The sequence below is a fragment of the Neorhizobium populisoli genome (assembly GCF_019430945.1).
Lineage (GTDB): Bacteria > Pseudomonadota > Alphaproteobacteria > Rhizobiales > Rhizobiaceae > Neorhizobium > Neorhizobium populisoli.
This window is the reverse complement of record NZ_JAHYCB010000003.1, coordinates 677143-697858: the sequence shown is the minus strand read 5'-3', so window position 1 is coordinate 697858 and position 20716 is coordinate 677143. Positions and strand designations below refer to the sequence as shown.

Below are 20716 nucleotides of genomic sequence, written 5' to 3'. Positions count from 1 at the left end.
CCTCACTCGGCGATCGGATATAACGTCCCGATTGACCTGCATAATCCCGGTGGTGCAACCAGCCAGCCATCGTGATCAAAGCCGGAAAACTCCAGCTTTCGGCGATCCAAGGTTCGGTCTCAGAGCATGCGGAATGCATTCACCATCCACCTGCGATCGAATTTCCGGAAGCGCATCAGATTTGAATGCGCGTGCCTGGATATAAAGACGTTCGAAGGGAGAGCTGGGCGTGGGAATTGCGAAATCCGCCCGTAGAAGAATTCCGGGCAGAAGAAACCGACCATCATGAACGCGAGACAAGCGCGTCGGCAGCTCTATTCCGGCTTCAGCAAAAGCTTTCTGCAATTTCATCGGTTTCAATATATGGCCGGAACCCTTGGGTGCTTCCTCGGTCTCTGACGTAAATTCCATAAAAACCTCCCGCTATAGAGCGCCTATAGCGGGAGATGAAGCCGTGATACAAGCTATCGTAACGATGCCGAAGGACGAACCTGCCTAACCTTTGCGAGTAGGCCTCAACGCGCCGCCCAGTTCGCGCCTCGTCTGAAAATCGTCTTCATCTGCGGCACGTCGAATTCCTTCGCCTGGTGGCCGAGCGAAGAATAGAACACCCGGCCCTGACCGTATTTGCGCTTCCAGACCACCGGCATCACGACGCCATCGATCCAGTAGGCGTGGTCGCCGGTAAACGTCGTGGTGGCGAGCACTTCGTTCGACGGGTCGACATGCATGTAATACTGCTCGGACGTGTAAGGGAAATCGGTGATCCCCTCCATCAGCGGATCATCCGGTCGGGTCACGTTCACGGTATAATCAATGATATTGCCCGGGTGCGCCACCCACTGACCGCCGATGATGAACTGGTAGTCGACCGATTCACGGAACGCATCGCCCGCGCCGCCGTGATAACCGGCGATGCCGACGCCGTTTTTCACGGCTTCGGCGAGGTTCTTCACCTCTTCCTTCTCGATCTTCGACATGGTCATGATCGGCACGACGAGGCTCAAATCATGCACTGAAGGATCGGCGAAGGCCTCGGTCGAATGTTCGACATAGACCTTGAAACCGTCTTCCTCGAGCATGGTCTTGATGATTTCGGCGCATTCCTGCGGTTCGTGGCCGCTCCAGCCGCCCCATACGATGAGTGCTTCACGCATTTTAGTCATCCTCCAGATTATTTCGCGAGCTTGCCGTCGACGAGCGAGTCGGAAAGCGGTGCCGGCCGCTCGGTGGCGGTGGTGATCTTGACGGTGCGGCCTTCATCTGCGGCCGTGTGGAAGGCTTCCATGACTTCCAGCACATGCAGCGCCAGATGGCCGTTCGCCCGGTGCGGGCGGTTGGAGCGGATCGCATAGGCCATGTCGGCGACGCCTATCGAACGGAAATTGCCGTCCGCATAAGGCGCCGTCACCGGCTGGTCCTCGAACTGGCCGCCCTTCTTCAGGTAATCGACCGGGCCGCCGAAGCGGTTCGGGTCCGGCACCAGCAGCGTGCCTTCGGTGCCGTAGACCTCGATCGGCACATGCTTGTGACCGGCGACGTCGAAGCTCATGGCAATCTGCACGACCGCACCGTTGGCAAAGGCCATGACGCCCGCCACGTGGGTCGGGATGTGGACCGGGATTTTCTGGCCGTTGCGCGGTTCGCTGGTGATCAGGCGCTCCTTGCGCGGGATCGTCGCGAAACCGGCAACCTGGCTGACCGGGCCGAGCAGGTTGACAAGATCGGTGATGTAATAAGGACCCATGTCGAGCATCGGGCCGCCGCCGACTTCGTAATAGAAGTCCGGGTTCGGGTGCCAGCGCTCATGGCCGGGGTTCATGAAAGTGGCGGTGCCGCCGACCGGAATGCCGATGACGCCCTGGTCAATCAGGGCGCGGGCCGTCTGGTGGCCGCCGCCGAAGAAGGTGTCCGGCGCCGCGCCAATACGCAGGCCCTTGGCCTTTGCAGCCTCCGCGAGCTTTTTTCCTTCTGCGAAATTAATGCCGAGCGGCTTTTCCGAATAGGTATGCTTGCCGGCGGCGAGCGCCTGCAGGCCGACGGCGACATGTGCCTTCGGAATGGTCAGGTTCAGGATGATCTCGACCTTCGGGTCGGCGAGAAGCTCATCGATGGTCCGGGCCGTCAGGTTGAATTCGGCGGCCTTTGCCTCGGCGATCTCGCGGTTCAGGTCGGCCACGCCGCGGATGTCGAGGATCGGAAAAAATTCCGTCATCGCCTTCAGGTAGGCGCCTGAAATATTGCCGCATCCGATGATGCCGATACCGACTTTTTCCATCATTTCCTCCCGATGGCGTGTGGTTTGGAGCGCGTCAGAGCGCCGGGCCCGTGGTGTTCCAGGGCGATTCATAAAGCTCGTAAAGTGCGACGGCGGCCGCTCCCTGCGCCCAGAAATCGTCGGACGAGTCGTCGAAGACGAGTTCGCTGACGCCCCGGAGCGAAGGTGGGATGGCAAGCGCATAGGCATCGCGCAGGCTGTTCAGGAAAGGTTCGCCCAATGCCAGCGACGAGCCGACGAGGATGACGCGCGGCGGCGCAAACAGCGTGACGATATTGGCGATGGTCAGGCCCACCGCCTCGCCGGCGCGCACGGCCGCCCCGATCAGCCGGTCGTCATCAGCCTTGATCAGCGCCTGCGCATGGGTCATGCCACGGCCGAGGCGCACGGCTTCGGCAAAGCGGCCATCCGCCTGCTGCTCGCCGAGAATGGCGCTTTCACCGGCCTGGCTGGACAGGCGGTTGACGCCCTGCTGGCCCATGCCGAGCACGAGGTCGCCGAGATTGTGGCTGAGGCCGCCAGCGCCGCGGAAAAGCTTGTTGCCGTGCAGTACGCCGAGGCCCAGTGTCTGCTCCAGCGAGATCAGCACCATGTCTTCCAGATCGCGCGCCTTGCCGAACCAGTGATGGGCCAGCGTGATCGCATGCGCATCGCTTTCGATGATCGTGCGGGTCGACAGGCGAGCCGACATGTCTTCCGCGAAATCGATGTTGATCTCGCGGAAGATCGGGCTGGAGCGGATATGGCCGGTGCGGTGTTCGATGACGCCCGGAAGCGTCAGGCAGACCCGGTCGACATCCTCCAGCGACAGGCCGGCATCGACGACGCAGCGGCGCACGCCGTCTTCCACCAGATCGGCGATGACGGCGATCGGCTGGCGGTCGATGCGGATCGGCAAAGTGAGCTTGGAGAGCACGTCGCCGCGGAAATCGGTGACGGCGAAGACCATGCGGCTCGCCGCGATCTTGGCGCCGACGACACGCGCCGCATCCGGATTGACCTCCAGCATGACGCGGGGCCGGCCGCGCACCGCCTCGTTGCGAATGTCGCCTTCGTGACGGGTCAGGATCAGGCCGTCATCCAGCAGCGAGCCGGTGATGGCGGACACCGTGGTCGTGGAAAGCTCGGTGCGCTCGCTGATCTCCACTCGAGAGATCGGGCCAAAGCGTCGGATCGTGTCCAGCACGCTGAGGCGGTTGATGGAGCGCATCAATTCGGGATCGGCAGTCTTCATCGTTCCGTGCGGGCACCCAAACCCAAACAGCACCTGATTTTATACGCGGTGCAAATTAAATTCGCCCTGTTCTAAATCCGAATTTCGCAAATGCGCAACAGGAATTTCCATAAAAGCCCGATTTTTACGCTCCCAGTGCTGCTTGTTTGGGCAGGCTATTGACAGATCGCTAAAGCTTGCGATTATTTAATCCGGGTTACGGAATTAAAAGCGCTACGGGAGGAGTGCCAATATGCTGACCATCACGAATAAGGGAATCCGTCTTCTGTCCGCCGCCACGGTCGGTGCCGCCGCGTTCTGCGCGAGCGTCGCGACCGCTTCGGCCGACGTTACCATCCGCTGGATGTATGTCGAGGCGGTTCCTGCAACGATCGCCGTCTGGACCAAGATCGGCAAGGATTTCGAAGCCAGCCATCCGGGCGTCAAGGTCGAGATGCAGTTCCTTGAAAACCAGGCGTTCAAGGCCAAGCTGCCGACGCTTCTGCAGTCGAAGGACGCGCCGAGCATTTTCTATACATGGGGCGGCGGCGTCCTGAAGGCGCAGGCCGATACCGGCTCGCTGCGGCCGATCAATGCCGGGCTCGACGCCGATGGCGGCAAATGGCGCAAGTCGATCAACGCTTCGGCGATCGACGGTCTGACCTTTGACGGCAAGACCTATGCATCGCCGTTCAAGAGCGGCCTCGTATCGTTCTACTACAACAAGGAACTCTTCAAGAAAGCCAACGTCGATGCGTCGAAGATCGCCACTTGGGATGATTTCCTCGCTGCCGTCAAAACGCTGAAGGGAGCCGGCGTCACGCCGATCGCCGGTGGCGGACGCGACAAGTGGCCGCTGCATTTCTACTGGAGCTATCTCGCCATGCGTGAAGCCGGCAAGCAGGGCTTTGCCGATGCAAAGGCCGGCAAGAACGACGGTTTTGCCGGTAAGCCCTTCGTCAAGGCCGGCGAGCTGATGGCCGATCTCGGCAAGCTCGAACCCTTCCAGAACGGCTATCTCGGCGCCACCTGGCCGGATGCGCTGGCAGCCTTCGGCGACGGCCGTGCGGCGATCATCCTCGGCTTCGAGAATACGCTCGCAACCCAGGCTTCCAATTCGACCAGCCGCAAGGGTCTGTCCGAGGACAATATCGGGCGTTTCGCCTTCCCGGTGGTCAAGGGCGCGCCGGGCCTTGCAACCGATAGCTTCGGCGGCCTGAACGGCTGGGCGGTCACGAAGAACGCTCCGCCTGAAACCGATGAGTTCCTGCGTTACATGGCGGGCATCGACGTGCAGAAGCTGCTCGCCAAGGAAACGCAGATCATGCCGGTCGCCATCGGCGCCAGCGAAGCGGTTTCGATCCCGCTCCTCAAGGACGTTGCTGAAACGCTGGCCAAGGAAAGCTGGCACCAGAACTTCCTCGACCAGGACCTCGGCCCGAATGTCGGCGCCATCGTCAACGACATGAGCGTGGAAATCGTCTCCGGCGGCACCAAGCCGGCAGCTGCCGCACAGCAGATCGAGGACGCCTATTCCCTCGAGCGCAAGTAAGCGTTTCCCACCGGCGCTCCCGCTCCCACAAGGCCCTCGGCCCAGGGAGCGCCGGCTTTTCCTTCGCCTGATGCCGCCTTGCGCGGCCCCCGGGGTACGAAAGACTGATGACCGATACACTGATATCCGGCGCCGCCGCGCCATCCAGATCCGCCCGCTCCGCTCCGATGCGCCGCCGGCGTTCCATGGCCCACAGCAAATGGCCGGTCCTGATCCTTTTCCTGCCGCCGGCACTGCTGCTCTTCACCGTGCTGGTCATCCTGCCGATGGGCGAGGCGGCCTGGTATTCGTTCTACAACTGGAACGGTTACGGCAGCCCGACGCAGTGGATCGGCTGGCGCAACTACCAGCTCATTTTCCGCAACGGCGCCTTTACCCAGTCGATCATCAACAACGGCCTGATCGTGCTGATTTCGGTCCTGGTGCAGATCCCGCTGGCGCTGTGGCTGGCAACGATGATCTCGTCCAGGATCAAGGGCGCGTTGTTCTTCCGGCTGATCTTCTTTCTGCCCTATGTGCTTGCGGATGTGGCGGCCGGCATGATCTGGCGTTTCGTTTATGACGGGGATTTCGGTCTCGTCGCCGGCATCTGGCATTTCTTCGGTGCGGAGCCGCCGTTCTGGCTCGCCGACAAGGATGTGGCGATGTATGCCATCCTTGGCGTCATCGTCTGGAAATATTTCGGTTTTCACATGATGCTGTTCATCGCCGGCCTGCAGGCGATCGACAAGAGCGTGCTTGAAGCCGCCGATATCGACGGGGCGACGGGCTTCCAGAAATTCCGTCTGGTGACGCTGCCGCTGCTGGGCTCAACCGTGCGCCTTTCGGTCTTCTTCGGGGTCGTCGGCTCGCTGCAGCTTTTCGACATGATCATGCCGCTGACCGGCGGCGGGCCATCGAACTCGACGCAGACAATGGTGACCTTCCTCTACAATTTCGGGGTGACCCGCATGCAGGTTGGGTTCGGCAGCGCCGTGGGCGTCGTGCTGTTCGTGATCTGCGTGACGCTCGCCTTCACCTACAAGCGGGTATTCATGCGCAATGACTGAGATCGCAACCGCACAACCCATCGATGCCTCGAGTGCGCCGAGCTCCGGCCAGCGCATGCGGGCCGGCACCAAGATCTATATGTATGCCTCGCTGATCATCGTCGCGGCGATCGTCATCGTGCCGCTGATCAGTACCGCACTCGGCGGCTTCAAGACGCTCGGCGACCTGCGCGGCAATCCCTTCGGCCTGCCGGACGAATGGCAGTGGGCCAATTACGGTGATATCATCACCAGCCAGCGCTATTGGCTGCAGATGGGCAATTCGCTGATCATCGCATTGCTCACCGTTTTCCTGACGCTGACCTTCAGCGGCATGGCGGCGTTCTGCTTCGCGCATATCCGTTTTTTCGGCGCCAATTATCTGGTCAACTACTTCCTGATCGGCCTGATGTTTCCGGCCGCAACCGCCATCCTGCCGCTCTATATCCGCATCCGTGATCTGGGGCTGGTCGATACCTATTGGGGTGTCGTGCTGCCGCAGGTCGCGTTCGGCATGGGCGCCAGCATCATGCTGTTTCGCAACTATTTCCGTAACCTGCCGTCGGAACTGTTCGATGCGGCCTTCGTGGACGGCTGCGGCTACATGCGGTTCTTCTGGCATGTGACGATCCCGCTGTCGCGGCCGATCATCGCCACCGTCGGCATCATCTCCTTCGTCGGCAGCTGGAACAGCTATATTCTGCCGCTGATCATGCTGAACTCGGAGAGCCGTTATCCCTGGCCGCTCGGCATCATGATCTACAAGGGCGAATTCAGCACGGAATGGCAATTGGTGCTGGCCTTCATCACGCTCACCATCCTGCCGACCATCATCGTCTTTTTCCTGGCCCAGAAGCACATCATCGCCGGCTTGACCGCCGGTGCCGTGAAGTCCTGAGCCCGCATCCGGAGTAACCAATATGGCATCCGTCGAACTCAACACTGTCCGCAAAGCCTATGGCTCGCTCGAGGTCATTCACGGCGTTTCGCTCTCCATCGAAGACGGGCAGTTCGTCGCGCTGGTCGGCCCGTCCGGCTGCGGCAAGTCCACGCTGCTGCGCATGATCGCCGGGCTGGAGGAAATCTCTGGCGGCGACGTGATCATCGACAACGCCGTCGTCAACGATCTGACGCCACGCGAGCGCAACATCGCGATGGTGTTCCAGTCCTATGCGCTTTATCCGCATATGACGGTGGCGGAGAATATGGGCTTCAACCTGCGTCTCTCGGGCGCGACGAAGCAGGTGATTGCCGAGCGGGTCAATGAGGCGGCGCGTATGCTCGACCTGATGCCGCTGCTTGACCGCAAGCCGGCGCAGCTTTCCGGCGGCCAGCGGCAGCGCGTCGCCATGGGCCGCGCCATCGTCCGCAACCCGGCCGTCTTCCTGTTCGACGAGCCGCTGTCCAACCTCGATGCCAAGCTGCGCGTGCAGATGCGTTCCGAGATCAAACAGTTGCATCAGAAGGTCGGCACGACCTCGATCTACGTCACCCACGACCAGATCGAGGCGATGACGCTGGCCGACCGCATCGTCGTGCTCAATCAGGGCAGGGTGGAGCAGGAAGGCACACCGATGGAGCTTTACCGCAAGCCGGCCAATCTCTTCGTCGCGGCCTTCATCGGTTCGCCGGCCATGAACCTCTTGGACGGCACGGTGGATGGCGAAGGCGGCGAGGCGGCGGCGCGTCTGGGCGACGGCACCGCGATCCGCATCGCACCGGACCGCAAGGTGAAGCGCGGCCAGGCGATCAAGATCGGCCTGCGTCCCGAACATCTCGGCCCCGGTGCCGGCGGCAATGCGCTGGCCGGACAGACGCTGCTGGTGGAGCCGACGGGCGCGCAGACCCATGTGGTCTTCGACCTCGCGGGCCAGCCGGTGACGGCGATCGTCGATGGGGAATACCCGGCCCGTTACGGCGCCCGTTTCGAAGCCAATATCCCGGCCGAGCAGGTGCATGTCTTCGACAGGGAGAGCGGCATGGCCCTGTGACGGGGCCATTTACGTGAATGCGGAAAGCCCAGCGCTGCCTGCTGCTTTGAAGGGGGCATCCGAGTGAAGATCGCTTACCTGGCGAGGACGATCAGGTACGCTGCCTGAACGTGCGGCTGGCATTGCACCCATTCGGATTGTGACCGCCAGAGGAAGTAAGCGGAGTTGATCGCTGGTATCGTCGCCTTTGCTATGCCAGCCTGCGCCTTTATTTTTGTTGCTGAAGAAATTGCTTCGGTCGTCCTCAACGCGACGACTTCGGAAGACAGGACTTTTTCTAACCGGCCAGGGGTAACCATCGGCCTCTGGACCTCGACGTTCGGCGGTTCGGTCTCGCGTTCGTCATTCCGGTGGCGAAGGCTTCCCGGGCGAAATTCGCCGCTACGATCCGGGCTTTGCGAAAACCGCTTAAAACGTCTCCAATCGAATATCGGCTTTGCGTGAATTGGCGATGATGAAGCGGCCGTTCGGTAGGTCGTTGCCGTCGAGTTTCCAGGCGATCGCGGCTTCATCCAGACCGAAATGGATCCAGCGCGCCAGCAGCCGTTCGCGCAGCACATCTTCCTCGGGACCGACGAAGATGGTGAGGTCGAACATCTCGAACAGCCGCGACCACGGGGCTTGATCGATCAGCAGGTAATTGCCCTCGGCCAGCACGATATGGGTTTCCGGCGAGACCGGCCGGGCCGAGGCGATGGCGATTTCGCGGGAGCGATCGAAGACCGGGACGAGCACTTCCTCATCGCCCTGCCGCACGGCGCGCAGCACATCGGCGAAACCGCGCACGTCGAATGTTTCCGGAGCACCTTTGCGGCGCAGTAGGCCGCGGGCTTCGAGAATGCCGTTGTCCATGTGAAAACCGTCCATCGGCAGGACTTCTGCGGTCTCACCTCGGGCCAGCAACGTCTCGTGTAGCGCATCCGCCAGCGTCGATTTGCCGGCACCCGGCGGTCCGGCGATGGCGACGATGAAGCGCCTCTTGTCTGCGGCGCGATCGATGACGGTGCTGGTGATCTCGTCGAGTGTCATGAAAAATCCCTGCCTTCTTAAATGCAAGGCTATCGCATATGGCACGTAGCCCCTCATCCGCCTGCCGGCACCTTCTCCCCGCTCGCGGGGAGAAGGAGACGAGCCGCACCGTCTCTTGCACTCTCGGCCGTAGAGAAAGGCACGTCCCCTCTCCCCGCAAGCGGGGAGAGGGTTAGGGTGAGGGGCTTTTTCATGTGATTGCCCCGCTCATTTAAGGCAGGCATAACAAACATGTCTGGCGGATAAAAGCAGAGAAGAGATGCGGGTTCCTATTGGCTGTTTTTCGCCGCCTGCAAAGCCTGCCAGACCCGGTGGGGCGTGGCCGGCATGTCGAATTGCTTGACGCCGCCCTGGCGCATGGCGTCCATGACCGCATTCATTAGCGTCGGCAGCGCGCCCGTCGTGCCGGCTTCGCCGCCGCCCTTGACGCCGAGGACATTGGTCGGCGAGGGGGCCGGCTTGTCGAAGAAGCGCGGCGTCGGCATGAAGTCGGCGCGGGGCATGAAATAGTCCATGAAGGTGGCCGTCAGCAGCTGGCCGCTTTCGCGGTCGTAGATGATGTGTTCGCCCAGAACCTGACCGGCGCCCTGCGCAAGGCCGCCATGCATCTGGCCTTCCAGCATGGTGTGGTCGAGAACACGGCCGGCATCATCGACGCCGTTATAGGCGATGACGCAAACCTCGCCAGTCGTCGGATCGATCTCCACTTCGGCGACATGCACGCCGCCCGGAAAGTTGCGTTCCGGCTGGATCGAGCCGAGCGTATCGAGCGCATTGCCGTCCGCGGTGATGTTGCGGGTGGCGAGCTCCAACAGTGTGATCGACAGGTTGGTGCCGGCCACCTTGTAGTGGCCGTGGTCGAATTCGATGTCGCTTTCCGATGCTTCCAATGCCTCGGCGGCAAGCGCCATGCCCTTCTTGACGACTTCGCGAGAGCTGACCGTCAGCGAGGCGCCATGCGAAGCCATGGTGCGCGAACCGACCGAGCCGCCGCCCTTCAGCTTGTGGGGCGCCATCAGGCTGTTGGCGCGCAGGTTGATCAGGTTTTCGTCGATGCCGAGGGCGTCGGCGACAAGGCGCGGCAGGATGGTTTCGTGGCCCTGGCCGGAGGAGCCTGACAGCGTGTAGATCGTCACCGTGCCATCCGTCTCGAAGCGGATTTCGGTCTCTTCCGGAAACTGGCCGCCGCCGGAGGGTTCGATGAAGATGCCCATGCCGATGCCGCGCAGACAGCCGCGGGTTTCCGATTCCCTGCGGCGCGCCTCAAAACCCTTCCAGCCGGAGACATCAAGCGCCTCGTCGAGCATCGCGACATAGCTGCCGCTGTCATAAACGGCAGTCGGGGTCTTGTAGGGAAAGGCGTCATCGGGGATGAGATTGCGGCGGCGGATTTCGATGCGGTCCATGTCCATATCGACGGCCGCCTGATCGACCAGGCGTTCAACGAAATAATTGATATCCGGGCGTCCGGCGCCGCGATAGGCGGCAATCGGTGCGGTGTTGGTGAAGGCCAGCCGGTTCAGCCCAAAAACGACGGGAATCCGGTAACAGCCCGTGGCCGTCAGCATCGGGTTCAAGACGTTGATCAGTGCGCCGGCCGGCGAATGATAGGCACCGAGGTCGCAGAGGACATCGAGGCGCAGGCCGAGGAAATCGCCTTCCTCGCTCATGGCGAGTTCGCCGGAGAGCCTGACGCCGCGGCCATGATAGTCGCCGAGGAAGTTTTCGGTGCGGTTGCCGGTCCACCGCACCGGGCGACAGAGCTTCTTGGCAGCCAGCATGATCGCCGCATATTCCGGATAAGGGCCGCCGCGGATGCCGAAACTGCCGCCGACATCGCCCATATGGTGTTTCACCTTTTCCGACGGATGCCCGATGAAACGCGCCATGCCATCGGAAAGCCCGACGCCCTGGCTGGCGGAATAGATGTCGAAGACATCGGTGCCGGCATCGTAGACCGCCATGAAGGATTTGAGTTCCATCGGATTGGCGGCGACGCGCTGGGATTCGACGGTGAGCGTCGTGACGCGGGCGGCCTTGGCGAAAGCTTCGTCAGTGGTGGCCTCGTCGCCGAAACCGTGAACGAAAACGAGATTTTCCGGCACGTCGTCGAAGAGCTGCGGCGCACCGTGTTCCAGCGCCTCCGCCGGGTCAACGATGACCGGCAGGTCTTCGTATTCGACGACGATGAGTTCGATAGCATCGGCTGCCGCATCGACGCTGTCGGCGATGACGACGGCCACCGGTTCGCCGACGAAACGCACTCGGTCGGTGGAAAGGGCGTAACGTATGGGCGCCTTGACCTTCGAACCGCCGATGCCGGGAAGCGCGAGGATCGGGCCGGGGGCAACGAGATTGGCCTCCAGCGCGTCCTCGCCGGTCAACACCAGATGCACGCCCCGAGCCTCCAGCGCCGCGTCGATATCGACGGAAACGATGCGGGCATGCGCCTGATCGGCGCGCAGGAAGACCGCATGAAGCTGGCCTTCCAGTGTCTTGTCGGCGGTATAGGAGCCCTGTCCGGTAACAAGCCTGATGTCTTCGCGGCGGCCGGCGAAGACGTGCTGATCGTTTGCCAAATTCTACTCCCGAGGCAGACCACGTGTCAGCCTCGCTGACATCGGCCGCGACGCTAAGCCAGCCGCGGCAGTTTGACAACGCTATGGAATACTGTCGGACAAGATTGGCAGGTGGAGGTTTCCTGGCAGGCGGGCTTGAGGCGTGGGGTATCTGGCACCTCATCGCCTCTATCCACGTCGAACTTGTTGCAATGGCTTAGATCCTCGGGACAAGCCCGAGGATGACGGGAGGATAGGATTCCCTGAAAAAGAGGCCCGCGCCAAAAAAATCGGCGCAGGCCTGCAATTTCGTCAGATCACCCCGCCGAGCGGACAAGATCTTCCGCCTGGCGCAGCGCCATGATCACACGGTTCTGGCCGCGCACCAGCTGGGTTTTGGCGAAGCCGAGCTTTTCCGCACCGAGCTTGTCGAGATCGGCGGCAGTCGAGATTGCCGGCAGTTCCGGGATCGGCAGGGCTGGGTCGTGGCGGAAGCGCTGTTCGCGGGTGTAGTTGAGCGGCACGAGGATGCGGGCGAGCCGCTGGATCACGTGGTTGGCGCTCTTGGCTTCGATCTTGCCGCTATCGATGCCGGCATAAAAGGCGGCAAGCGCTGCGGCGAGGGATTCGACGGCCTTGCGAGTCGGTGAAAGGTCGAAGCGGTCGCCGGCCTTCTTCTGGTAGGTATCGACCGTGTGGAGGAATTCCTTTGCGGTCGCGCGCCAGTCGAAAGGCAGGATTTTTGCGTTGGCATTGCGCAGCACGGCCAGCAGATAGACCTTGATATCGCGCAGCAGGATGTCCTTGTCGGCGATTTCGAGCGTATCGTTTTCGGTGTGCCAGGCGATGTTGGCGCCGCAGCCGCCGACCGTGTAATAGCCCTTTTCCTCGCGGTCCCGCTCGGTCATCGTCGAGGAGAGCATGAGATAGCTCGACAGGCCGATATTGTTGAACGAGTAGTCGCCGGCGCGGTGCGGGCGCTCGGCTTCAGCCTTCTTGCCGGCCACTTCCTCGATGACGTCGGAGAGGAAGCCTTCGGTTTCCGTCATCATGCAGAGGTTGATGAATTCGGTCGCCCAGCGGCAGCCGGGGCTGTCGCAATTGACGGAAGCGACGCAATTTTCGTCGAGGTCGAGGGCGAAATTGTCCGAGAACCAGGTGGAGCCAGCATAACGGCCGGTCGAGTGGCCCGGCCACCAGCAAATGCGCACCGAGCGCTTCAGCTTGTCGCGGTTGGCCCAGAGGACGCGGGCGATTTCCAGCATGGTCGCGTCGCCGGTGGCGTTGTCGCCCACGCCGACATCCCAGCTGTCGAGATGGCCGTGCAGCAGGATGTATTTTTCCGGCTCGTCGGTGCCCTTGATGAAGACTTCCGGCAGTTTCGACTTGAACCAGCCTTCTTCCATGTCGGCAAACACGGTGACTTCGGTGCCGGCCTTGGCGAGTTCGATCAGCGCATCACCGCTTTCGCGGTTGACGGCGACGGCGGGAATGGACGGCTTGCGCGGCAGGTCGTCGAGATCGGGCGTGCCCCAGACGGTGGTGCAGGTGCCCCAGTGGATATCAACGCCGGGATTGATGGCGATGACGCCGACGGCGCCTAGTTCGGTGAACTGCGAAACGAGGCCCGGATTGGCGAAACCTTCCGACAGGACGACCTTGCCGCGGACCAGTGCACCCATTTCGCCGCTGCCATCGACGGTCTTCTCGAACATGGTCGAGATCGCCTTCGGCTGCCCGCTTGCAATGTAGACCAATTTGCCCTTCACGCCGTTCTTGGCGTCGAGCGAATAGGACGGCGGCTTGGCGCGGAACGTCTTGCCGCCCGCTTCGACGCGGGCCAGCGCCGGCAGGCTGAGATAGAGGTCAGCCTCATGCATCTTGACCTCGACGCCCTGCTTTTTCAGGCGTTCGGCCACCTCGTCCATGGCGCGGTTCACATCAGTCGGATGTTCGCGCTTGTAGGTCGCGAAGCTTTCCACCAGCGCCCAGGGTTCATCCAGTTTCACTGCTCCCAGAACAGCGGATTCGATCTCGTTCATGCTCAGAACTCCCCTTTTGTTTTATTAGATGAAACATCGTTTCATAAAACATCAAAACGCTAACAGAGGTTTTTCAACCCGGCAAGCGGCTTCTGAGGGCTAAAAATCGCACTGACGAAAACGGGCGCTATAGCGCCCGCGAATTTTCGTCCGATTGAGATTGTGATCTATGAGGGCTCAAGCCATTGATTTCATGCGGCTGCTTTCGCCCGGCCCATGGATTGAAAGTCGTTCGGAAATCTCCGCGGCAGCGTCCATGGCGGCCTTGAGATAGGATTCCCGGCGCTCCTCGTCGAAGCGAACTACCGCACCGGCAACCGATATCGAGGCGATCACCGTACCATCGGCACCGTGGATCGGAGCGGCGACCGAAAAAGCGCCGTCGTCGAGATCGTTGACGACGATATTGTAGCCGTTCGCCCGGATGCGCTCAAGCAACTGGCGCAGCTTGGCGCGGTCGGTGACGGTGTGCGGCGTGAAGGCTTCCAGCGGCTGGGCAAGAGCGGCGTCGACTACCGACGGGTCTGCAAATGCAAGCAAAAGCAGCGATCCGCCGCCGGCATGCAGCGGCCCGTTGCGGCCGGCCTGGGCGAAAAGGCGGATGGAATGACGGCCGGCGCGGGTTGCCAGAACGTAGGTCTTCAGGCCTTCGCGCACCACGAGGTTAATGTTTTCGGAGGTCTTGTCGCGCAACTCGTCCATAACGGGACGGGCGGCGTAAAGCAGCGCGCCATCCTTGCCGAGACGCTCGCCGAGCACGCCGATGCGGTAGCCGAGAGAATATTCCGCGTGATCGGGATCCCGCGATACGAAGCCACGCTCCTCCAGCGTGTGCAGCAGGCGAAACACCAGGGATTTTGTCATGCCGAGCGATTTCGCAAGCGACGTTACCCCCTGTTCCGGACGGTCGGCCAGGGCTTCGAGTAGAGCAAGGGCGCGATCCACGGCCGCGATCTTGTAATCTTTCTGTTCGGTCACCGACCGTCTCCTCCGTGATCCCAAAATGGGCATTCCAAAATGATGCCTAAGCTTCTTGCAATCTTCTGGGAATGTGATTTACTCCCTCAAAATGCGAAACGATGTTTCACAGAATAAAACATTGCACGTTGCGATGCAACCGCTCCCGCCTACGCCGCAATGAAATCTGTGGATTTATCCGTGCCTCAATACGCGCTGGGCGTGTTGAGGCGAGAAGCGTCGGATTTGCCAGGCAAAGGGGAGCAACCCCTTGCCGATAAAAGAGAATAGTCAAGCTATTCAGAGGAGAACGACGATGAAGTCCGTTTTGAAAAGTGCATTCGCAGCACTTGCGGTGACAGTCATTGCTCTGCCCGGGCTTACCTTTCCCGCCTGGGCCGGCGATCAGATCCGCAAGATCACCATCCTGTCCCGGCCGCAGGCCGGCCAGCAGGCAGAATTCCAGTCCGTTCAGCTGATCGCTCAGGAATGGCGCAAGCTCGGCCTCGATGTCGAGGTCCACTCCATTCCGTGGGAGCAGATGTCCGACGAGGTCTGGTACAAGCGCGACAGCTGGGATTCGACCGCCTGGCAGATGGTCGGCCGCCCCGAGCGTTCCGATCCGGACGAGCTTGTCTTCAACCTCTTCCATTCTTCGACGGCTGAAAACGGCTACAATTTCGCCGGCTATATCAACAAGGATTACGACGCGACGGCGGAAGCGCAGCGCGGCGAGATCGATCCGGCCAAGCGCAAGGCGCTGGTCATGAAGGCGCAGGAAATCCTCTCCAAGGACCAGCCCTACATGATGCTGGTGCATCCGAAGTCGACCTTCGCCTATGACAAGACCGCCTGGAAGCCCGACACGGTCGTCAACCAGAGCGGCATCGGCATCCGCAACTTCTGGACCTTCGATCAGATCCAGCCGGCCGGCGCCAAGAAGGACCTGATCATCAACTCGTCCGACAATATCAAGTCGATCAACCCACTCTATATCTCGGGCAGCGTCGACAGCTGGATCACCGACCTGGTCTGGGATCGCCTGTTGCGCGTCGGCCCGGATGGCCTGCCGAAGCCGTGGGCTGCTGAAAGCTTCACCTGGAAGGACGGCACCACGATCGACGTGAAGCTGAAGGCCGGCATGAAGTGGCATGACGGCAAACCGGTCACGGCTGATGACGTGAAGTTCTCCTTCGAGGCTGCCGCCGGCGGTGAAGCGCCGATGTACAAGCCGTTCGCTTCCAACATCGACACGATCGCGGTGAACGGCGACGTCATCACCTTCAAGCTGAAGAAGCCGGCGGCGTCCTTCGTGACCTCCAGCCTTGCCAAGGTCAACCTGATCCCGAAGCATGTGTGGGAGCCGATCCTTAAGGATCTCGCCACCAAGCCGGAAACGGCCGAAAGCTATCAGGAACAGATGCCGATCGGTTCCGGCCCGTTCAAGTTCACCTCCTGGGCGAAGAACGAATCCGTGACGCTGGCCGCCAACAAGGATCACTTCGCAGCACCGAAGATCGATCGCTGGATCCTGCGTATCGTGCCGAACCCGGAAGCAGCGCTTGGCATGCTGCGTTCGGGCGAAATCAACTTCATGGGTGAGTGGACGGGCGATCCGCAGGTTCTGCTCGACGCATCCCAGAAGGATGGCGACCTGGAAGTCGTTTCGACCGTCGACATGGGCTTCCGCTACATCGCCTTCAACGAACGCCGCGCGCCCTTCAACGATGCCGCTTTCCGTCTTGCTCTTTCGCAGGCAGTCGATCGTCAGTTGATCGTCAAGGCAGCCTACAAGAGCTTTGCGGTCGGTTCGAACTCGATCGTCTCCCCGGCGCTCGAATTCTGGCATGACAAGTCGGTCGTCGATGGCTTCAAGACCGGCCAGGCGATTGCCGCCAAGACTTTGAAGGATGCAGGCTACACGCTGGAAGGTGGCAAGCTCCACTATCCGGGCGACAAGAAGGAAACGATCGCCGCCAAATAAGGCCCAGCGATCTTTCCTAAGCCTAGCCTAGCGATCCTTAGGCTTAACACTTCTCTGGGGAGGCGGGTTTACACCCTCCCGGTTCCGCCTCCCTCCTTTGCCTGACGCTTGACATCGGTTTTCCCTCCCCCAAGGGGGCTCCCAAGAGCCGAGCCAAGAGAAGGATGTTTTCAGATGGGTAATTTCAAGGCCGTGGGCAGCAGGTTGCTGCAGCTCGCTCTTGTTCTGTGGGCAGTGGTGACCATCCTGTTTCTGATGTTCCGGCTGATGCCGGGCAATCCGATGGCCGCCTATATCGACCCGACATTTACGCTGGAGCAGCAGCAGCAGCTGATGGCCCAGTTCGGCCTCGACAAGCCGCTGTGGCAGCAATACCTGATCTACCTCGGCAATCTGCTGCAGGGTAATCTGGGTCAGAGTTTCCGGTACCGCGTGCCGGTCGGCGAGCGCATTTTCGAGCTTCTGCCGAACACGCTGATCCTGACCTTTTCATCGCTGATCATCGCCTATGTCTTCGGCATCCTGGCCGGCGCCTATCTCGCCTGGAAACGGGGCAGCTGGGTGGAGCAGGCAGCCATTCCGATGGTGCTGACCACCCGTGCCATGCCGGAATTCTGGCTCGGCATGGTGCTGCTCGCGATCTTCTCCTTCTCGCTCGGCTGGTTTCCGGCGGGCGGCACGCGCAATCCCGGCAACGAATATTCCGGCCTTCTCGATCTCTATACGTCTCGTGACTTTCTGGCGCATCTGGCGCTGCCGGCCGCGACGCTGGCCATCTACAGCCAGGGCCTGCCGCTTCTCCTGATGCGGTCGAACATGCTGGATGTGATGAAGGAGGACTTCGTTACCATGGCGCGCATCAAGGGCCTGTCGAACTGGACGGTCGTGGTGCGTCATGCGGCCCGCAATGCGCTGCTGCCGGTCATGACCTCGTTTGCGATCGCCGTCGGTTATCAGCTGCAGGGCAATGTCGTGGTGGAATCCGTGTTCTCCTGGCCGGGGCTTGGCCGCGAGCTGGTCAATGCGGTTGCCGCCTCCGATTATCCGCTGGCGCAGGGCGCTTTCCTGATGATCGCGCTGGTCGTGATCTTCATGAACCTTCTGGCCGACCTGCTTTATGCCTTTCTCGATCCAAGGATTTCCCATGCCTGAGATCGCTGTTCAGAAACCCATAGGCATCAAGCGTCCGAACATTCTCGCCCGTCTCTTTCGCGCGCTCCGGCTACCGACCAACGATCCGTTCGCGGTCGCCGGCCTCCTGATCTACCTGATCTTCATCGTGACGGCGATTTTCGCCGACAGTATCGCCACGCATGACCCGACCGAAATTCTTTATACCCCGGCCTACGATCTCGCGGCGGACCTCCGGCCGGGGCAGGATGGTTTCATCATGGGAACCACCAGCCTCGGCCGGGATATCTTCTCGCAGCTCGTCTATGGCAGCCGTTCGGCGCTTCTGATCGGCGTGACCGCTGCATTCATGGTGGCGCTGATCGGCTCGATCATCGGGCTCGTTGCCGGCTATTTCGGCAAATGGGTGGATGCGGTGTTGATGCGGCTGGCGGATATTGCCTTCGGCATTCCCTTCCTGCCCTTCGTCATCGTGCTCGCCGCCTTCCTGAAACCGTCGATCTGGAATGTCGTCATCGCCATGGCGCTGGTCCTGTGGCGCGATACCGCTCGCGTCATCCGCAGTCAGGTTCTGACGCTCAGGACCCGCGGTTATGTCGAGGCGGCGAGGGTGGCAGGGTCGTCGGACTTCAAGATCATCCTGCGCCATATCGCGCCGAACATCCTGCCGCTCTCCTTCCTCTACGGCTCGATCGCGATCGGCTGGGCGATCCTGACGGAAGCCTCGATCAGCTTCCTCGGCTTCGGCGATCCGGATTCGATCAGCTGGGGCTACATGCTGCAGGATGCGTTTGCCAGCCAGGCGCTCGCCAAGCAGGCCTTCTACTGGTTCGTGCCGCCGGGCATCTGCATCATCCTTGTCGTCAGCGCGGGCTTCTTCATCACCCGCGGATATGAAAACATCCTTTTCCCGAAGTTGGGCCGATGACAGAACCGCTTCTCTCAGTACGTGACTTGCGGGTCAGCTATCAGGTGGGGCGCAATTTCGTCCATGCCGTGGATGGCGCGAGCTTCGATGTGCCGCGCGGTTCGATCACCGGGCTTGTGGGTGAATCCGGTTGCGGCAAGACGACCGTTGCCCGTGCCCTGACCCGCGTCATTGCCGAAAACGCGACGATTTCCGGTGGGCAGATCATGTTCGACGGCAAGGATCTGGCAAAGATCCCCGAAAAGGAAATGAACGCGCTGCGCTGGCGCGACATCGCCTTCGTGCCGCAGAGCGCGATGAACTCGCTCGATCCGGTCTATACGGTCGAATACCAGCTCGGCGAGGTGCTGCGCCGTCGTGGTGGCATGAACCGGAAACAGGCAAGGGCACGCTCCGAAGAGCTGTTCGAAATGGTCGGCATCGACCGCGGACGGCTTGCGGACTACCCGCATCAGTTCTCCGGCGGCATGCGGCAGCGCGTGGCAATTGCCCTGGCCCTGGCGCTGGATCCCAAGCTGATCATCGCCGACGAGCCGGTGACGGCGCTGGACGTCATCGTGCAGCGGCAGATCCTCGATCAGCTGAAGGAGCTGCAGACGCGACTCGGCATCTCAGTCATTCTCGTGACGCACGACATCTCTGTCGTCGCCTATATCTGCGATCGGACCGTCGTCATGTATGCCGGCAAGGTGGCCGAGTCCGGCACGATGCACCAGACGCTGACGGCGCCCTCGCATCCCTATTCGATGGGTCTGCGCAATGCCTTCCCGGATCTGCAGGGTGCCGCTTCCGGCGTCCTGACGCCGATCGAGGGCGCGCCGCCGAACCTTGCAAATCCGCCGGCCGGATGTCGGTTCAAGCCGCGCTGTCCTTTCGCGCTCGACATCTGCGGTTCGGAGCCGCCGGTGATCGATGTGGCGCCGGGACATCCGGTGCTGTGCCACCGCGCAAAGGAAAGCGCATCCTTACGTATAGAAGCCGCCAAGACGGAGACCTGGATGGCCCCGGCATGACGACTCCAACCAATACGGTCACGACCAAAAAGCCCGATGTGCTCGTCTCGGTGAATGACGCCAAGCTGCACTACGCCGTGGGCGGCGCGTTTGCGGCCATGCGTGGCAAGTCGACAGTGGTCAAGGCGGTCGACGGCGTGAGTTTCGATATCCGCCGGGGAGAAAGCGTCGGCCTGCTCGGCGAATCCGGTTGCGGCAAGACCTCGATGGGTCGGCTTCTGCTGAAACTGGAAGACATTACCGGTGGCTCGATCCATTTTGGCGGCGAGGAGCTTTCCAAGATCCGGCGCAAGGAGTTGAAGAGTTTTCGCTCCAAGGCGCAGCTGATCTTCCAGAACCCGTTCGACGCGATCAATCCGCGTTTCAGCATTCGGCAGACATTGGCGGAGCCGCTGGAAAATGCCGGTATTCCGAAAGCCGAACGCGAAGATCGCATCATCAAATCGCTGGAACTGGTGAAACTGCCTGAGCCGGCGCAATTCCTCGACCGGTATCCGCACCAGCTTTCCGGCGGTCAGCTGCAGCGTGTCGTGATGGCGCGGGCGCTGATCCTGCAGCCGGAATTCGTGGTGGCCGACGAGCCGGTGTCGATGCTCGATGTGTCGGTGCGCGCCGGCGTGCTCAATGTCTTCCGCGACGTGCGCGACCGGCTGGGACTGACGGCGATCTATATCAGCCACGATCTGGCGCTGGTGCGTTACGTCTGCGAGCGGACGATCGTCATGTATCTCGGGCGGATCATGGAGGACGGGCCGACCGAGGACATCGTCCACGAGCCGCTGCACCCTTACACCAAGGCGCTGGTCGCCGCCGTGCCGGTGCCCAATCCGGACCAGAGCCACGACCCGCTGCCGATCGGCCGTGGTGCGCCGGACCCGCGCAATCCGCCGTCCGGCTGCGTTTTCCGCGACCGGTGTCCGGCCGCGCATGCGCGTTGCGCCGCGGAAGTACCGCAGCCGCGACCTGTCGGTTCCCGGCTTGTCGCCTGCCACCTGTTCTGATCGGAGTTTTT

General features: G+C 61.5%; 17 protein-coding genes. 9 read left to right on the top strand and 8 right to left on the bottom strand.

Annotated features, from left to right (window positions below; translation table 11 throughout):
* Nucleotides 1–75: 75 nt before the first annotated feature.
* The 4 genes from KX729_RS11230 to KX729_RS11215 form a co-directional block, all read right to left on the bottom strand.
* Nucleotides 76–411 carry a hypothetical protein gene (locus KX729_RS11230; protein ID WP_219742505.1) on the bottom strand — a complete coding sequence of 112 codons (336 nt, stop codon included), beginning with the start codon at nucleotides 409–411 and terminating at the stop codon, nucleotides 76–78.
* A gap of 104 nt (nucleotides 412–515) precedes the next feature.
* A complete protein-coding gene (locus KX729_RS11225) occupies nucleotides 516–1157 on the bottom strand; it encodes a ThuA domain-containing protein (protein WP_219742504.1) in 642 nt (213 codons plus the stop codon).
* 17 nt (nucleotides 1158–1174) lie between these two features.
* Nucleotides 1175–2278, bottom strand: a complete 1104-nt coding sequence (locus KX729_RS11220) for a Gfo/Idh/MocA family protein (RefSeq protein ID WP_219742503.1) — start codon at nucleotides 2276–2278, stop codon at nucleotides 1175–1177.
* 34 nt (nucleotides 2279–2312) lie between these two features.
* Nucleotides 2313–3512, bottom strand: coding sequence for an ROK family transcriptional regulator (locus KX729_RS11215; RefSeq protein ID WP_219742502.1), 1200 nt, complete (start codon nucleotides 3510–3512; stop codon nucleotides 2313–2315).
* A 232-nt stretch (nucleotides 3513–3744) separates the two neighbouring features.
* Here KX729_RS11215 and KX729_RS11210 point away from each other — a divergent pair, with 232 nt between their 5' ends.
* From KX729_RS11210 to KX729_RS11195, 4 genes are all read left to right on the top strand, one after another.
* A complete protein-coding gene (locus tag KX729_RS11210; RefSeq protein WP_219742501.1) occupies nucleotides 3745–5043 on the top strand; it encodes an extracellular solute-binding protein in 1299 nt (432 codons plus the stop codon).
* Between the two features lie 107 nt (nucleotides 5044–5150).
* Nucleotides 5151–6092 carry a carbohydrate ABC transporter permease gene (locus KX729_RS11205; protein WP_219742500.1) on the top strand — a complete coding sequence of 314 codons (942 nt, stop codon included), beginning with the start codon at nucleotides 5151–5153 and terminating at the stop codon, nucleotides 6090–6092.
* A 55-nt stretch (nucleotides 6093–6147) separates the two neighbouring features.
* Nucleotides 6148–6969 (top strand): carbohydrate ABC transporter permease, encoded by an 822-nt coding sequence (locus KX729_RS11200; RefSeq protein WP_219742556.1) that lies wholly within the window; start codon nucleotides 6148–6150, stop codon nucleotides 6967–6969.
* A 22-nt stretch (nucleotides 6970–6991) separates the two neighbouring features.
* The gene (locus tag KX729_RS11195; RefSeq protein WP_219742499.1) at nucleotides 6992–8062 is read left to right on the top strand and encodes an ABC transporter ATP-binding protein; all 1071 of its coding nucleotides are present in this window, start codon (nucleotides 6992–6994) and stop codon (nucleotides 8060–8062) included.
* A 408-nt stretch (nucleotides 8063–8470) separates the two neighbouring features.
* Here KX729_RS11195 and KX729_RS11190 read toward each other — a convergent pair whose 3' ends face one another.
* From KX729_RS11190 to KX729_RS11175, 4 genes are all read right to left on the bottom strand, one after another.
* Nucleotides 8471–9091: a nucleoside triphosphate hydrolase gene (locus tag KX729_RS11190; protein WP_219742498.1), complete on the bottom strand. Its 621-nt coding sequence runs from the start codon at nucleotides 9089–9091 to the stop codon at nucleotides 8471–8473.
* A 269-nt stretch (nucleotides 9092–9360) separates the two neighbouring features.
* A complete protein-coding gene (locus tag KX729_RS11185) occupies nucleotides 9361–11670 on the bottom strand; it encodes a xanthine dehydrogenase family protein molybdopterin-binding subunit (RefSeq protein ID WP_219742497.1) in 2310 nt (769 codons plus the stop codon).
* Between the two features lie 296 nt (nucleotides 11671–11966).
* On the bottom strand, nucleotides 11967–13691 hold the full coding sequence (locus KX729_RS11180) for a M28 family peptidase (RefSeq protein ID WP_219742496.1): 1725 nt from the start codon (nucleotides 13689–13691) through the stop codon (nucleotides 11967–11969).
* A 177-nt stretch (nucleotides 13692–13868) separates the two neighbouring features.
* Entirely contained in the window at nucleotides 13869–14669 is an 801-nt protein-coding gene (locus KX729_RS11175; protein WP_219742495.1) for an IclR family transcriptional regulator, read from the bottom strand.
* 295 nt (nucleotides 14670–14964) lie between these two features.
* On the opposite strand from KX729_RS11175, the gene KX729_RS11170 reads away from it, so the two are divergent.
* The 5 genes from KX729_RS11170 to KX729_RS11150 all read left to right on the top strand — a co-directional run bounded on the left by KX729_RS11170 (nucleotide 14965) and on the right by KX729_RS11150 (nucleotide 20705).
* Entirely contained in the window at nucleotides 14965–16632 is a 1668-nt protein-coding gene (locus tag KX729_RS11170) for an ABC transporter substrate-binding protein (RefSeq protein ID WP_219742494.1), read from the top strand.
* A gap of 174 nt (nucleotides 16633–16806) precedes the next feature.
* On the top strand, nucleotides 16807–17784 hold the full coding sequence (locus tag KX729_RS11165; RefSeq protein WP_219742493.1) for an ABC transporter permease: 978 nt from the start codon (nucleotides 16807–16809) through the stop codon (nucleotides 17782–17784).
* The gene (locus KX729_RS11160) at nucleotides 17777–18691 is read left to right on the top strand and encodes an ABC transporter permease (RefSeq protein ID WP_219742492.1); all 915 of its coding nucleotides are present in this window, start codon (nucleotides 17777–17779) and stop codon (nucleotides 18689–18691) included. The genes KX729_RS11165 and KX729_RS11160 overlap by 8 nt, the downstream gene beginning before the upstream one ends.
* Nucleotides 18688–19704 carry an ABC transporter ATP-binding protein gene (locus KX729_RS11155; protein WP_219742491.1) on the top strand — a complete coding sequence of 339 codons (1017 nt, stop codon included), beginning with the start codon at nucleotides 18688–18690 and terminating at the stop codon, nucleotides 19702–19704. Before KX729_RS11160 ends, KX729_RS11155 begins: the two co-directional genes overlap by 4 nt.
* Before the next feature lie 98 nt (nucleotides 19705–19802).
* On the top strand, nucleotides 19803–20705 hold the full coding sequence (locus KX729_RS11150) for an ABC transporter ATP-binding protein (protein WP_219742555.1): 903 nt from the start codon (nucleotides 19803–19805) through the stop codon (nucleotides 20703–20705).
* The last annotated feature ends 11 nt before the right edge of the window (nucleotides 20706–20716 follow it).

Bases quoted from the DNA above. Each gene is read 5' to 3' on its own strand.
- KX729_RS11155 (WP_219742491.1), top strand. From the start codon at position 18,688: ATGACAGAACCGCTTCTCTCAGTACGTGACTTGCGGGTCAGCTATCAG.
- KX729_RS11190 (WP_219742498.1), bottom strand. From the start codon at position 9,091: ATGACACTCGACGAGATCACCAGCACCGTCATCGATCGCGCCGCAGAC.
- KX729_RS11230 (WP_219742505.1), bottom strand. From the start codon at position 411: ATGGAATTTACGTCAGAGACCGAGGAAGCACCCAAGGGTTCCGGCCAT.
- KX729_RS11150 (WP_219742555.1), top strand. From the start codon at position 19,803: ATGCGTGGCAAGTCGACAGTGGTCAAGGCGGTCGACGGCGTGAGTTTC.
- KX729_RS11195 (WP_219742499.1), top strand. From the start codon at position 6,992: ATGGCATCCGTCGAACTCAACACTGTCCGCAAAGCCTATGGCTCGCTC.
- KX729_RS11225 (WP_219742504.1), bottom strand. From the start codon at position 1,157: ATGCGTGAAGCACTCATCGTATGGGGCGGCTGGAGCGGCCACGAACCG.
- KX729_RS11215 (WP_219742502.1), bottom strand. From the start codon at position 3,512: ATGAAGACTGCCGATCCCGAATTGATGCGCTCCATCAACCGCCTCAGC.
- KX729_RS11210 (WP_219742501.1), top strand. From the start codon at position 3,745: ATGCTGACCATCACGAATAAGGGAATCCGTCTTCTGTCCGCCGCCACG.
- KX729_RS11205 (WP_219742500.1), top strand. From the start codon at position 5,151: ATGACCGATACACTGATATCCGGCGCCGCCGCGCCATCCAGATCCGCC.
- KX729_RS11170 (WP_219742494.1), top strand. From the start codon at position 14,965: ATGAAGTCCGTTTTGAAAAGTGCATTCGCAGCACTTGCGGTGACAGTC.
- KX729_RS11160 (WP_219742492.1), top strand. From the start codon at position 17,777: ATGCCTGAGATCGCTGTTCAGAAACCCATAGGCATCAAGCGTCCGAAC.
- KX729_RS11180 (WP_219742496.1), bottom strand. From the start codon at position 13,691: ATGAACGAGATCGAATCCGCTGTTCTGGGAGCAGTGAAACTGGATGAA.
- KX729_RS11165 (WP_219742493.1), top strand. From the start codon at position 16,807: ATGGGTAATTTCAAGGCCGTGGGCAGCAGGTTGCTGCAGCTCGCTCTT.
- KX729_RS11220 (WP_219742503.1), bottom strand. From the start codon at position 2,278: ATGGAAAAAGTCGGTATCGGCATCATCGGATGCGGCAATATTTCAGGC.
- KX729_RS11200 (WP_219742556.1), top strand. From the start codon at position 6,148: ATGCGGGCCGGCACCAAGATCTATATGTATGCCTCGCTGATCATCGTC.